At 67.5% G+C, this 12,985-nt stretch carries 14 protein-coding genes; 11 read left to right on the top strand and 3 right to left on the bottom strand.

What is annotated here, in order from left to right; all coding sequences use genetic code 11:
• Positions 1-277 precede the first annotated feature (277 nt).
• Together OG559_RS22750 and infA are read left to right on the top strand one after the other, a co-directional pair.
• Complete coding sequence (locus OG559_RS22750; RefSeq protein ID WP_405106728.1) at positions 278-1,069, top strand: GNAT family N-acetyltransferase; 792 nt, start codon at positions 278-280, stop codon at positions 1,067-1,069.
• A complete protein-coding gene (infA, locus tag OG559_RS22755; protein ID WP_387026654.1) occupies positions 1,066-1,290 on the top strand; it encodes a translation initiation factor IF-1 in 225 nt (74 codons plus the stop codon). Before OG559_RS22750 ends, infA begins: the two co-directional genes overlap by 4 nt.
• A gap of 486 nt (positions 1,291-1,776) precedes the next feature.
• On the opposite strand, the gene OG559_RS22760 is transcribed toward infA, so the two are convergent.
• Positions 1,777-2,013: a hypothetical protein gene (locus tag OG559_RS22760; protein ID WP_405106730.1), complete on the bottom strand. Its 237-nt coding sequence runs from the start codon at positions 2,011-2,013 to the stop codon at positions 1,777-1,779.
• A gap of 808 nt (positions 2,014-2,821) precedes the next feature.
• Here OG559_RS22760 and OG559_RS22765 point away from each other — a divergent pair.
• Positions 2,822-4,066, top strand: coding sequence for an IS256 family transposase (locus tag OG559_RS22765; RefSeq protein ID WP_405106732.1), 1,245 nt, complete (start codon positions 2,822-2,824; stop codon positions 4,064-4,066).
• A gap of 368 nt (positions 4,067-4,434) precedes the next feature.
• Positions 4,435-5,535 carry a LuxR C-terminal-related transcriptional regulator gene (locus OG559_RS22770; protein WP_405106734.1) on the top strand — a complete coding sequence of 367 codons (1,101 nt, stop codon included), beginning with the start codon at positions 4,435-4,437 and terminating at the stop codon, positions 5,533-5,535.
• Positions 5,536-5,744: 209 nt separating this feature from the next.
• Here OG559_RS22770 and OG559_RS22775 read toward each other — a convergent pair whose 3' ends face one another.
• The gene (locus OG559_RS22775) at positions 5,745-5,993 is read right to left on the bottom strand and encodes a hypothetical protein (RefSeq protein WP_405106736.1); all 249 of its coding nucleotides are present in this window, start codon (positions 5,991-5,993) and stop codon (positions 5,745-5,747) included.
• A gap of 381 nt (positions 5,994-6,374) precedes the next feature.
• On the opposite strand from OG559_RS22775, the gene OG559_RS22780 reads away from it, so the two are divergent.
• From OG559_RS22780 to OG559_RS22800, 5 genes are all read left to right on the top strand, one after another.
• Positions 6,375-7,577 carry a cytochrome P450 gene (locus OG559_RS22780; protein WP_405106738.1) on the top strand — a complete coding sequence of 401 codons (1,203 nt, stop codon included), beginning with the start codon at positions 6,375-6,377 and terminating at the stop codon, positions 7,575-7,577.
• 49 nt (positions 7,578-7,626) lie between these two features.
• Positions 7,627-8,703 carry an NADPH:quinone reductase gene (locus OG559_RS22785; protein WP_405106740.1) on the top strand — a complete coding sequence of 359 codons (1,077 nt, stop codon included), beginning with the start codon at positions 7,627-7,629 and terminating at the stop codon, positions 8,701-8,703.
• Between the two features lie 300 nt (positions 8,704-9,003).
• A complete protein-coding gene (locus OG559_RS22790) occupies positions 9,004-9,642 on the top strand; it encodes an NAD(P)H-dependent oxidoreductase (protein ID WP_405106742.1) in 639 nt (212 codons plus the stop codon).
• A 46-nt stretch (positions 9,643-9,688) separates the two neighbouring features.
• Positions 9,689-9,823, top strand: coding sequence for a hypothetical protein (locus OG559_RS22795; RefSeq protein WP_405106743.1), 135 nt, complete (start codon positions 9,689-9,691; stop codon positions 9,821-9,823).
• Positions 9,824-9,861: 38 nt separating this feature from the next.
• Positions 9,862-10,068 (top strand): beta-ketoacyl synthase N-terminal-like domain-containing protein, encoded by a 207-nt coding sequence (locus OG559_RS22800; RefSeq protein WP_405106745.1) that lies wholly within the window; start codon positions 9,862-9,864, stop codon positions 10,066-10,068.
• Here OG559_RS22800 and OG559_RS22805 read toward each other — a convergent pair.
• A complete protein-coding gene (locus tag OG559_RS22805; RefSeq protein WP_405106747.1) occupies positions 10,010-11,152 on the bottom strand; it encodes a hypothetical protein in 1,143 nt (380 codons plus the stop codon). The two genes, OG559_RS22800 and OG559_RS22805, sit on opposite strands and share 59 nt — an antisense overlap.
• 133 nt (positions 11,153-11,285) lie before the next feature.
• Here OG559_RS22805 and OG559_RS22810 point away from each other — a divergent pair, with 133 nt between their 5' ends.
• Together OG559_RS22810 and OG559_RS22815 are read left to right on the top strand one after the other, a co-directional pair.
• A complete protein-coding gene (locus tag OG559_RS22810; protein WP_405106749.1) occupies positions 11,286-12,260 on the top strand; it encodes an NAD(P)H-binding protein in 975 nt (324 codons plus the stop codon).
• Positions 12,261-12,625: 365 nt separating this feature from the next.
• Positions 12,626-12,985 (top strand): hypothetical protein, encoded by a 360-nt coding sequence (locus tag OG559_RS22815; RefSeq protein WP_405106751.1) that lies wholly within the window; start codon positions 12,626-12,628, stop codon positions 12,983-12,985.

Consider the following 12,985-nt stretch of genomic DNA (forward strand, 5'->3'; position numbering starts at 1 on the left):
GGTCCGGCATCCCTCAGCTTGGTAGACGCCTCGACGCCCATCGCTGGACTTGGCATCGCCGGGCCGGGCGGGCATCCCGTCGGCACCGCATGTGGGAGATTGCGTGGTGCTGCGACGCGCTGCTATTGTCGTGGCTGACCGTGAATTCGTTGTAGGGAGGTGAGACCCGTGAATACAATCACCTATGGGTGCTCCCTTGGTCCGTCACGGTCCGGCGGCTGACGTTCGGTGTCGCCGGGAGCGCCTGAGATCGAGGCACTCCTGGAAGGAGACTCCGATGGACATGAAGCCTTTGATATCTGGCCTGAGTGATAACGCGGTGGTGATCACGCGTGTCGCGGATGGGCAGTGGCATGCGTTGCATGACGATGTGGTGGTTGGCCGCACGTATGCGGAGCGCCGGTCTGATGGACGCTTGTTCGTCAGCATTGACGCTTGGCGTGATGCCACCTTTGACCAGCTCGCCGAGGCGGTGGTGGCGGAGCTGTCGGCGCCGCTGTACACGGTGGTCGATGAAGCCGACGTCGGGTTGACGGCCTGTTGGCGGCGGGCTGGTTTCACGGTCCGGCGTCGTGAGTGGGAGTACGCGGTGCCGACCGACCCGCAGGTCACCGGGCTCGGAGGAGTTTTACCGCCTTCGGGCGTGACGATCGTGCCCGCTGGTCAGGCGGACGAGGGTCTGTTGCGGGCGGTGGACCGTGCGATCCGTGACGAGGTTGAGGCGAGCGTTGGGTGGCAGTCGATGCCCGCGGAGGTGATTGCCCTGCCCGAAGGTGACACCATCGGCGACCCGTCGATGTACGCCGTGGCCGCGGCGTCGGACCGCTACCTGGGTCTGATCCGGGTGGTGACGGTGAACCGGCCGCGTATCGGGCTGGTCGCGGTCCGGGCCGGCGAGCAACGCCGCGGCATCGCGCGGGCGCTGCTGGCCCATACGCTGGAGTCGCTGCACCGCTCCGGGTTCGCCGCGACCTGGGCTGAGGTCCAGGAGTCCAACCAGGCGGCCTCGGCGCTGTTCGAGGGTATCGGGGTCCGGCCGGTGAGCAGCAACCTGGAGCTGGTTCGATGACGAGGACCAGGAAAGGCGTCGAGGTCGAGGGTCGGGTCGTCGAGTGCCTACGCAGCGGCATGTTCACCGTGGAGCTCGAGAACGGCTATCGGGTACTCACGCACATCAGCGGTAAGATCCGCCAGAACTTCATCAAGATCTATCTGGAAGACCGGGTGCTGGTCGAGCTCACGCCGTACGACCTGACGCGCGGCCGGATCGTGTTCCGGTACCGAAACTAGCCCAGCGGCGGTCGGCGCCATCCGCGGTAGCTGATCCTGGATCCCCGGTCACGGCATCCCCGTGACCGGGGGCCCGATGATGGCTCGCACGGCTGCGGCGGAGGCGATTTCCCGTCGACCCTAGGTAACGCAGCATGATCGCTGCTCTGCTCGATGTAGAGGACTGACGCGTCCTGCAATCTCGACGGGCGAGATCCGGTGCAGGCTGGGGGTTGGACAGCCTGGACCGAAACCAGCCAGCGGTGGTGTGCCCATAATGCGGGACGGTGCGCGCGGCCGAATCTGCTTCCGCTACCGCCCGTGATCAGGAACGGGTATCGGCGTCCGGCCCCCGAGCCGGACGCCGATCACGTTCACCACTTGCCGAGCCGGCGGAACGGGCCCGCGTTCGGACGGCGAAACGACGGCACAGTCCGGGCTGCCCCTGGGGAACCAGCCCGGACGTCCGCATTGCTCAGGCTTCGGTGTGAGGCTCGGTCCGCGCTGCTATTCGGCGGCGTCGTCGAGGAGCCACAGACCGTCGTTGTCCACCTCGATGTGCGGAGAGAAAAGGACCCGGCGATGCGGGTCGTCGACGCCCGGGGGAGCCGGCACAGCGAACAGGTAGCAGGCCGGTATGGCGCAGCAGGTGAATTGCGCCGCCTCGTTCGGGGCATTCGGGTAAAGCAGTGCGGCATGCTCTGCCCAGAGACGGAGAAGTTCTTTGAACCAGAAGCCCGCCATTTTTCCTTCGCTTTCCGGAAATCGGGAGGCATGCTCACCACCGTCGAGCGGATACGCGGGGCCGGTGCGAACCGGTGACGGAATTGCTCGCTCGCCCAGGCGTCCCGCAGGCTCCGGCCCTTGATCACCAGTACGCCCGGATCGACGATCGCACCGGCCGCGGAGAAGCGGTGCGCGTGCCTGGCCCGGATGGGGCCGGCCTCACTCCCGCTCCGGACGGCGATCACGTTCACGGCCGCGACGATGTCGCCCCGCGTGTCCCTGCCGTGGTCCTCTGGGTTCCGGTCAGCGAGAATTCCGAGGTCCGGTCCGTTCAGCAGCAGTATCCCGGGCATCGGGCGCCTCTCGATGTGGCGAGCGCGGATGGCGCTGGCCATGTGCACTATCGTGGCAACCCCTCGGTGGCGACGACAACTACCCGGTCTGACAGTGTCCAGCTCCGGTCTCGCCGCGATCCCGTGTCCCACGCGGGATCAAGTCTGCAAGAATCCGATATTCGCGCCATATCGGTCAGCTTTCGTTCATTTGCGAACTTCGCCCACTTGGCGGTTCTTTGATCATCGCCCGTCGCCAACAACTGCGCCACCTGATCGGCCCATACCCGTCAGATCTGACAAAAATCATCGTCGTCAATACAAATCGAAGTTCGCCTTGACATGCCAGGGCCGCGCGGTATCGTCGTCCATGACGGTTGCGTCCAGGGAAGTGGTGTACGACTTGCCCGTGATGGGCGTGTTGCGTAGATGAGAGACGGCCACCGCGCGATCCTTCGAGACGGCAAAGTCCGAGTGAAGGAGAGTGATGCGCGATGGCCGCATCTGAGAGTGTGAACCCTGTTGACCTGCTGTGCGAGCAGATCGCGGGCGCGTCGCCGGATCTGTTGCAGGCGATGATCAAGACGTTCGCGCAGGCGGTGATGTCCGCCGAGGCGGATGCGATCTGCGGTGCGTCGTATGGGCAGCGCAGCGAGGACCGCGTCAACTCGCGTAACGGTTACCGGGTGCGAGAGTGGGACACCCGCGCGGGCACGATCGATCTGGCGGTGCCGAAGCTGCGTAGCGGTTCGTACTTCCCGGACTGGTTGCTGACCCATCGCCGGCGGGCCGAGCAGGCCTTGGTCTCGGTGGTGGCGACGTCGTACCTGCTCGGGGTGTCGACCCGCCGGGTGGAGAAGCTGGTCGAGCAGCTCGGCGTCAGGCAGCTGTCCAAGTCGCAGGTGTCGGAGATGGCCACACACCTGGACGTCCAGGTTGAGGCGTTCCGCAGCAGGCCTCTCGACGCGGGGCACTATCCGTTTGTGTGGATGGACGCGTTGACGATGAAGGTCCGCGAAGCCGGACGGACGGTCAACGTCCACGCCCTGGTCGCGGTCGGGGTCAACGCCGACGGTCAACGTGAAGTCCTCGGCTTGGACGTCGCCTCCGACGAGGACGGCGCGGGCTGGCTGGCGTTCCTACGCAGCCTGACCGCCCGTGGCCTGACCGGCGTCCAGCTCGTCATCTCCGATGCCCACCGCGGTCTCGTCGGCGCGATCGGCGCCGCCCTGCCCGGCGCCGCCTGGCAGCGCTGCCGAACCCACTACCTGCGTAACCTGCTCACGAAGGTCCCGAAATCGGCACAGCCATGGATCGCCACCCTTGTCCGGACGATCTTCGACCAGCCCGACGCTGATGCGGTCCGAGCCCAGTTCGACCGAGTCGTGACCACGATCGAGGCGAGGTTCCCGGCCGCCGCCGACCACCTCGCCGACGCCCGAGAGGACCTCCTGGCCTTCACCGGGTTCCCCCGTGAGATCTGGCGTCAGATCTGGTCGAATAATCCGCAGGAACGGCTGAACAAGGAGATCCGCCGCCGCACCGACGTCGTCGGAATCTTCCCCAACCGGGCGGCGATCATCCGACTCGTCGGCGCCGTCCTCGCCGAACAGACCGACGAATGGACCGAAGGCCGCCGCTACATGGGCCTGGAAATCCTCGCCAAAGCCCGCCTCGTCACCGTCGAACCAGACCAACACGACGTCGAGCACACCGACCCGGCCCCGATCGCCGCATAGCATCAAACCGGATCCCGCGATGGCCGTCTCCTACACCACCAGCGCGGACGTGACCGTCCATGACTGTGGGGGCGGTCATCGTTATGCGGTGATCACTATCTCCCATGGTATTGATCTTTGAGCTGTGGAGGCAATTCGGGAATCGGGTCGCGCATGATGTCTCAAAATGTGCTTGAAGACTTCGGGGAGTTCGATTGGGCATTATGGGTCTAACTGCGTCAGGTCTCTCAACTCACAATTGCATCAATCTTGAGATTCTGCATACAGCTGGTTCGGTCTGGCTTGAGGGTGACGTCGTCTCGGCCATCTCTTTGGCTGAGGCGGCGGCGACGGCGAGGTGCCGACGGGGCAGCGAGTGCTGCACGGCGTTGGCGAGTCTGCAACTCGCGCTGTTGCTGACCAACTTGCGGCGTATCGATGAGGCCCGGCAGGCGGTGCGCCAGGCCACGGCGGCGGTCGATGATCCTGCGATCAACGCGGTGACGGCACTGGTCAAGGCCAAGATTGCACTCTGTGACGGCCGCATCGATGAGGCCGGGAACCTGTGCGGCACGGGAATGCTCGTGGCGAGCGACCCGCGTTACGCGTCGTGGGCTCCGATCGGGAATATGGTTCGCGCGATCACCGCGATGCGGCGTGGCGAACTCGCCACGATGATCCATCATGCCAATCAGCTCAAAGAGGACGTGCTTTTCGGTCGGGATCCCTTTCCCTGGGCTTCGCCCGCATGGCTCGTCGTTCAGATCATCGAGGCGGAGAAGGGCTGGGAGGTCGCCGTACCGCTCGCCCGCGCGCTCCTGGAATCCGAAGCGTCGACGCGGGGTTTCCTGCTGTCCGAGCCTACGGCGGCGTCGTTCGTCGTGCGTATCCTGCTGCGGGCGGGTGACCGGGAAACCGCCCAGCGCGTCCGGCGTTGCGCGGCGGCGCTCGCTGCGGAGAACCCGGACATCCACGCCATCGAGGCCGCCGCCCTGCACCTCGATGCGCTGCTCGAGAAGGACGTCAACCTGCTTCAACAGGCCGTCGCCTCCGGCTGCGACACGTGGACCCGAGCCTCGGTGAACGAGGACATCGGCGATCTCCTGTCCGAGAGCTCCGAAGAGTTCCGGCAGGTATGCACGCACTACGAGACGGCCATGCGCTCCTACGCGGACGCGGGCTCCCCGCGCGACTCGTCTCGGGTCCGCAGCAAGTTGCGGCGCCACGACACGTCCAAGGCCGCGGCGAGGTTCTGGCCCAGCAGCCGGATCCCCGCGCTGACCGACACCGAATACGCGGTGGCCGAGCTGGTGGCGGGAGGACTCACGAACGCCGAGGTCGCCGGCAAGATGTTCCTGTCTCGCCACACCGTCGCCTTCCACCTCCGCAAGATCTTCCAGAAGGTGGGCGCCAAGTCGCGCATCGAACTCGCGGTCATGTGGAAGCAGTTGGTCGGGCGGGAAAGCTTGGACATCTCGTGCCACTTCTAGTGGCATGAGCCGTTCACACGGACGCAACAGCACCCGACGAACTCGACGATCTGGTCGGCGGGTTTGGTCCACACGGAGGGCTTGGGATCGTTGTTCCAGGTCCCGATCCACTCTCGGATGTCGTTGGTGAGGGCACGAACCGAGCGGTGGGCGCCGCGTTGCGGTTTCTTGGTGGTCAGTGCGCCGAACCAGCGTTCGACGAGGTTGAGTCAAAAGCCGCTGGTCGGGGTGAAGCGCAGGACGAAGCGCGGGTGTGCGGCCAACCATCGTTTGATTGCCGGGGTTTGTGGGTGGAGGCGTTGCCCAGCGTCCAGGTCGGCGGGGGCCTCACGGTCAAGGGTGATCAGGAACTTCTTGAACTCGATCGCCCGGCACCGGCCGTGCAACGAGCTGACCACTTCGCCGACGGCCAGATTCAACCCTGATTCTTCGCGGGCCTGACGCCGGTCGATGACCAACGAGCCTCTATTGTTGTTCATGGATGTCCGGCTTGTTGGGCGCCATGATGGGCCGGCTGCGCGCACCAACTACAACGAGCCGGGAAGGGGCGACCCCGAACCTGATCAGGAAAAACTCATCCCTCTCACTCTCGGTGAGGTCCGCCGTCTCCTGGCACATCTGACCACCACCACCCGGACTTTCGACCACATGCATCGATGGTCACGATGGCGACGCGACACCAGTACCGCGCCAGAGAAGCCCACTACCAGCGAAGACTCCGACTTCATCAGCTGCGGCTGGAGTACTAGCAGTGTGTGGGATGCCAGGGCACTGCGATCCGGAAGTACCGTGTCCGCTGAGCATCGCGGTACCCGGCCGTATGAAAGAAGTGAGCTTTCATGGGTGTGAGCCAGTCCGAACGGACATTGTCCAGTTTTCTCGCCTATCTCGACGGGTTGCGAGCGCGTGGCGACGTGCATTTCGACGAGAAAGTTCAGGCGTGGCACGTGCTTGGTTACCACGACACCCAGCAGGTGCAGACCGACCCGGTGACCTTCTCCTCCGAGGTCGCCCCGCTGGCACCGAAACAGGAAGACTTCGAGCTGTCCAACAAGGGCAACTTCCTCCGGGCGGACGATCCGGAGCACCGCCGGCTGCGCGGCATGGTCAGCAAGGCGTTCACCCCGAAGATGATCGCCGACCTGGAGCCGCGCATCGTCGAGATGACCACGCAGCTGCTCGATGCCGCCGATGCCGGCGGCGACCAGTGGGACTTCATCGAAAAGCTGGGCTACCCGTTGCCGTTCATGGTCATGGCTGAGCTGCTCGGCATCCCCGACGCCGACCGCGCGTTCCTCCGGAAGCTGTCCGACACCTTCGTCGAGGTGCAGAGCTACGAGCCGGATGGGTCGCTGGACGACCAGGGGGAAAGCGCGGTGAACAACGTCGCGCCGCTGCTGCGTGAGTTGAACCAGTACCTACTGCAGATCCTGCGCGCCCGCCGCAAGAACCCCAGTGACGACCTGGCCGGGAGGCTCATGGCGGTCGAGGTTGACGGGGTGCGGCTGGACGAAAATGAGGCCCTCGGTTTTCTCAACCTGCTGGTCGCCGGCCACCACACCACAACCGCTGCCCTGGGCAACACGGTTCTCGCGCTGGACGAGAACCCCCAGGTGTGGGACCAACTGCGGGCCGATCCGGCGCTGATCCCGGCCGCGATCGAGGAGTCGGTGCGCTTCCGGCCACCGTTCCCGCGTTCGGCTCGGCGGGCGACGAAGGACACCGAGATCGGCGGCCAGAAGATCCCGGCCGGTGCGATCGTCCTGGTGTGGCTGACCACCGCGAACCGCGACGACCGCGTCTTCGCCGACCCGGACCGGTTCGACATCCTCCGCAAGCCCAATCCACACCTGGCGTTCGGCAAGGGCATCCATCATTGTCTGGGCGCACCACTGGCGCGGCTGGAGACGAAGATCGCACTGCGCCTCATGCTGGAGCGCTACCGCGACATCCGCGTGCGCGATGACGTCCCGGTCAACCTGCGCAATCCCTGGACGATGATCGGCGTCAACAAGCTGCCCATCGAGGTTCGCAGGTACTGAGCGGGTCACAGGTCATTCCTCCTCTCGGCGCATCCGTCGAGTTGACGGGTTGGCGCCGGATCTATTGTCAGGCAGGGAGAACGATGGGTACGTTTTCAGCATGAAGGCGATTGTGTATTCGTCGACCGGCGGCCGTGACGTTCTGGAATTCGTCGACCGGCCGGTGCCGGAGCCGGGTCCCGGTGAGGTTCGGGTCCGTGTCGTGATATCCGGGGTGAACCATTCCGATTGGAAGGCCCGGGAGTTCGGTCACCGGGGCGGCCCCTTGATGTTCCCCGAGGTGGTGCCGCACCACGACGGCGGCGGTGTGGTCGACGCCGTGGGGGAGGGTGTCGATCCGGGAAGGGTCGGGCAGCGGGTGTGGGTCTGGGAGGCGGCGTACAAGCGTCCTCATGGCACGGCCGCGGAGTACACCATCGTTCCGTCCCGCAATGCGGTGCCGTTGCCCGCGAACGTGTCTTTCGAGGTCGGCGCGAGTTTGGGGCTGCGGGCGGTGGTCGCGCACCGCTGTCTGCTCGCCGGGCAGCACGGTCCGGCCCGGCTGGGTCCGGGCGCGCTGGAGGGGTGCACCGTGCTCGTTGCGGGCGGCGCGGGAGGCGTGGGGCAGGCCGCGATCCAGCTCGGAACCTGGGCCGGGGCGTCCGTGATCGCGACGGTCAGCAGTCCGGAAAAGGCGAAGCTGGCCCTGGCCGCCGGTGCGGCGCACACCGTCGACTACCGGTCGGCCACCGTGGTGGAGGACATCCGTGCGCTCGCCCCGGGCGGGGTGGACTTGATCGTCGAGGTGGCGGCGACCGCGAACATCGGCACTGCCGTGGAGGTCATCGCCACGGACGGTACCGTTGCCGCGTACGGGACCGAGGGCACCAGTGAGCTGACGTTTCCGACGCGGAAGGCGATCGGGCGGAACCTGCGCTTCCAGTTCGTGATGGTGATGACGATGCCCGCGGCCGACAAGGACCTCGCGGCGGCCGACATCACCGACGCGGCGGCCGCGGGAGCGATCACCGCGGGAGAAGAGGCCGGGCTGCCGCTCCACCGGTTCCCGCTTCGCCGGACCGGCGATGCGCAGGACGCCGTGCAGGCCGGCATCGTGGGCAAGGTCCTCGTCGACGTCGGTGAGTAAGCCTCCTGACCAGTCAGAGCGAGGGATCCCCCGGTGATGTGGGCTGTTCCTGTGGCTGCTGCGGGACCCTGGGTTCGACGCCGGCCTGATCGCCGGCACTCGATGATTTCGCCCGCACCGTGGCCAACGTGGACTGAGCCGTAGGCGTCGTCACGGTTGCTATGTTCGGCTCGGCGGTGTCTCTCGGGTGGTGGGATTCCCACACCGTTCGGGAGAGCTGCGCCCCTCAGCCCGGCAAGTCGCATGGCTTGCCACCATCGAACCAGCAGACCGTTGCGAAATGAATGCGAGTGTGGTGAGTTGCGGATTCTCGGCGTTTCCGGATCGCTTCGCCAGGAGTCGTTCAACACCCGGCTCCTGGCGGCCGTCCGGCCGTTGGCCCCGGCGGGGATGGAGATCGACCTCTTCGACGGGCTCGGCGAGCTGCCTCTGTACAACCAGGACCTCGACACCCGGCAGGGCAGCCCGGCCCCGGTTACCCGGTGGCGCGACGCCATCCGCGAGGCGGACGGTCTGATCATCGTCACACCGGAGTACAACAGCTCGATCCCGGGTGTGGTCAAGAACGCGATCGACTGGGCCTCCCGCCCCATCATGAACGCCGCGCTGCACGGCAAGAGCGTGCTGACCATGGTGGCCACCCCTGGGCGCGGCCTGGGTCGCAACGCGCTGACCGATCTGGGCCGGGTGCTGCACGACTGCCACGCGCACGTGATCAGCGGGCCGTGGGTGGTGCTCACCGAGGCGGAGGGCAAGCTCGTCGACGTGAAGGACGAGGAGCACGGTCGGCTCGTTCCCACCCTCGCCGACCCGGTCGCCGTGCGCATCGCCACGGTCCAGCTGAACGCGCTGGCCGCCGCGGTCGACGCGGGCGCCGGCGAGCACGGCGTGGCTCCGCTGCGCGCCTACTTCGCCGCCGGCCGAGCGCAGAACGGCTAGCCGAGCCCCGACCACGACCGTGCGCACCTGGTGTTTGCGGGAGCACGTGGACAGCTTCGGCGAGAAGGTCGCCTTCGAGGACGACAAGCCGGCGGTCACGTACGGCGATCCGGAGGCGCGGCCCCGGCAGCCGGCGCGGGGCATCTGGTGGGCCTCGGTGTGCGGCGTGGCGACCGGATGATGATCTGCCTGCGTAGGCAGCGTGGAGACGCTCGAGAGATGGCAGCCCTATCTCCCGGCCGACCACGGCCGGTGCCCGAAGAGCTCGAAGCCTTCCAGGCGACCGGAACCGTGGGCAGCGTCGCTGCCGGCCGGATCTCCTACCTGCTCGGCCTGCGGGGACCGGCGATCACCGTGGACACGGCTACTACTTGGGGGGTGTGCGGCCGTCGAACCGCGCACGTCCTTTGGCCTCGGCGAGGGTGATCAGCGCCACGCACCGGCTCGACGCCGCGAGCGCGTCCCGGTCTCCGGTACGCGCGAAGACGTCCACGGCGGTGTCGGCGAACTTGATGACGTGTTCGTCCCCGTGGTCGACCGCATGGGCCATGGTGTCCTCGACCGTCGTGACGCCGTCGGCGTGGACGGCGAGGTCCGCGCGATCGGCGGCGTGCTGGGGTGTGCACGCGGCGGTCAAGGCGGCGCTCGCCTGCCACGCGGCGTCCAGGCTCGGTACCCACAGCTCGCGCGGCAGGGCCGGCAGCACGCGGAGGACCGCGGTCGGCGTCGTCGAAGCGTGGACCAACATGACCGCGTGGCCGTGACCGTAGCTCAGGTAGCGGAAGACCGTGGCGTCGATCAGCTGGGTCAACAGCGTGGGCACCTGCTCGGGATCGTCCACGTCCCGCAGCGCGCCGAGTGCCGGTTGCCAACCGTCGGTGGTCGGGAGCTGGCTGAGCCGGTAGGGAACGCCCTTCTCCTGGTCGGCGACAGGCGGCACGGCGGCCAAGGCGTCGGCCGGCCTCAGTGACCCGGGGCGGCGGGAGGGGTCGCCGCTCACCGGCGTCCAGCACGCGGCCCAGTAGCCCAGGGCGTTGGCGAGCTCGACCACGTACGGGTTGTCGGCGCCGCCGGCGAATCGCGGCTCCGAGCGGGGATCCACTTCGGCCGCCAGCAACGAGTGGACCACGTGTCCGACCCGGATCGCGCCGTGCGCCGTGCCGCCGGCGATGCCGGGCACCAGCCGCGGCCACCACGTCGCCAGCACTTCCCGCCAGGGACGCTCGGCGACTTCGCGGTGGAACAGGGTCGTCCAGTCCGCCACCCGCTCCAAGTCGCCGAGGGCCTCCCGCCAGTCGTCCTCGGTGACCGGGACGAGCCCGCGCGGCGGTTCTTCCAGACGTTGCGTGTAGTTGTCGATCCAGCGATGCACGGAGTCGGCGTGCCCGTGCCGGACCATGGCCTCGACGGCCATCGGGCCGTGGTTGCTGAGGTGGTGGCCGCCCCACTCCGGTCCCGTCTCCTGGAACCGCTGGTAGGCATCCAACAGGACCGACTCATTGTCACTCATCCGGGTTCTCCAAGCTGGCGCAGGACTTTGTGTTCGACCCTTTTCGGATGCTAGGTCCGGCGCGCGCCGCGCACTATCCCCGACGTTGGTAGTGGCATTCGGCGCGTAAGCCGCCGCTTTACCAAGGCGGGGGATGGCCAGGGCCCGGGCAAAGCCGTTGAATATTGCAGAGCCGGTTCGGCGGGCGGTTGCCGGCGGCGATGTTGGTGATCCCGGCGGCGTTTGGTGCGCCGATGGCATTGTGGGTTGGCGGCGATTCGCCCGAACGTCGACCCGCCAACCCTTTGGAGGAGCCATGTCCGTTCTTGTCATCGGCGCGTACGGCGGTGTGGGCAGCCATGTGGTGGATGGGCTTCTGTCCACCGGAATCTCGGCCCGGGGAACCAGCCGGACACCGGGAGCCTGCGAGTTGCCGGGCGCCGTCGAGATGGTCCGCCTCGACCTGGACGAGCCGGAGACCTTGCCGGCGGCGCTCGACGGCATCAAGAAGGTCTTTCTGTACGCCAACCCGGACGGCCTCGCCGAGTTCGTCAGCGCGGCGCAGGCGGCCGGCGTGGAACACGTCGTGTTGCTGTCGTCGGCTTCCGTGGTCGAACCCGCCACCAAACACAGCCGGAGCGCGCAGATGCACGCCGTGGTGGAGGAGGCGTTGCAGGAGTCCGGAATGGCGTGGACCTTCGTCCGCCCGACCACGTTCGCCAGCAGGCAGCTCCGCTGGGCTCCGGCAATCCGGTCCGGGGAGGTGTTGCGTATTCCGTTCCTGCAAGTGCGCACCGCGTCGATCCACGAACGTGACATCGCCGACGTGGCGGTCCGCGCGTTGACCGGCGCCGGGCACGAGGGGCAGGCGTACTGGCTGACCGGACCGCAAGCCTTGACGCAGCAGGAGTACATCGAGACGATCGGAACGGTGATCGGGCGGCCGATCGAGGTCGTCGAGTTGGCTCCGGAGGACATCGAGCCGAAGCTTCCGGAATCCTTCGTCCGGACCATGACCGAACTCATGGCGGCCCCGTGCGTCGTGATGTCCACCGTCGAGGAGATCACCGGGGTGCCGGCCCGCTCGTTCCGGCAGTGGGCCGAGGACCACGTCAAAGACTTCAGCTGACTGCTCACCCGCGCGCGAACCGAAGGGAACCGCATCCCGCCCCTGCGTAACTCAACGACCGCGCGCACATCACCGCAGGTCACCGGCACGGCAACGGTCCGCTGCACCTTCGGATTCAGCCCCGATCGCGCGCAGCGGCCCGGCACCACCCTGGCCCGCGACCGCACGGTGTGGGAGGTCGCCATGCCGGCCGAACCGGTAGGCATCGAGTACGACCGCCTGCTCGACGAGATCCGGGACCGCATCGCCGACCCACTCGCACGGCTCGCTGGACGGGCCGCGGGGTACGGGAGGGTCTCGCCCGCCTCACAACAGAGGTCGCGCGGCTGGCCACGCGGTTGCCGGCCGGGTTCCGCTCGGTCGGGGTGGCCCTGCCGGCGACGGTCGGCCCGGGCGGGGTCGTCTCGGCCTGGCCGAACCGCCCGGGGTGGGCGAGGCTGGACGTCCGGCGCGCCTTCGGCGAGCTGTTCGGCGGCGTGCCGATGGGGTGGGCCGCCGACGGTGATCCGGCCGCGCTGGCCGAGGCCAACGCGGCCGGCGGCGGCCGCATCCTCTACCTCGGCGTGGGCGCCGGCGTGGTCGTCGACGCAGCGGAAGGCGCGCCGACGCTGCGCGGCCCGTTCGAGATCGGTCACGTGATCACCGACCCTGGTGGCCCGCGCAGCGCACAGGCTGTGGCGTTGCGCTCGCGGGATCGTGCTGGCGTGCGCGGACGCCGCTGGTGA

It is taken from the genome of Micromonospora sp. NBC_01405 (assembly GCF_045040155.1).
Taxonomy (GTDB): Bacteria; Actinomycetota; Actinomycetes; order Mycobacteriales; family Micromonosporaceae; genus Micromonospora.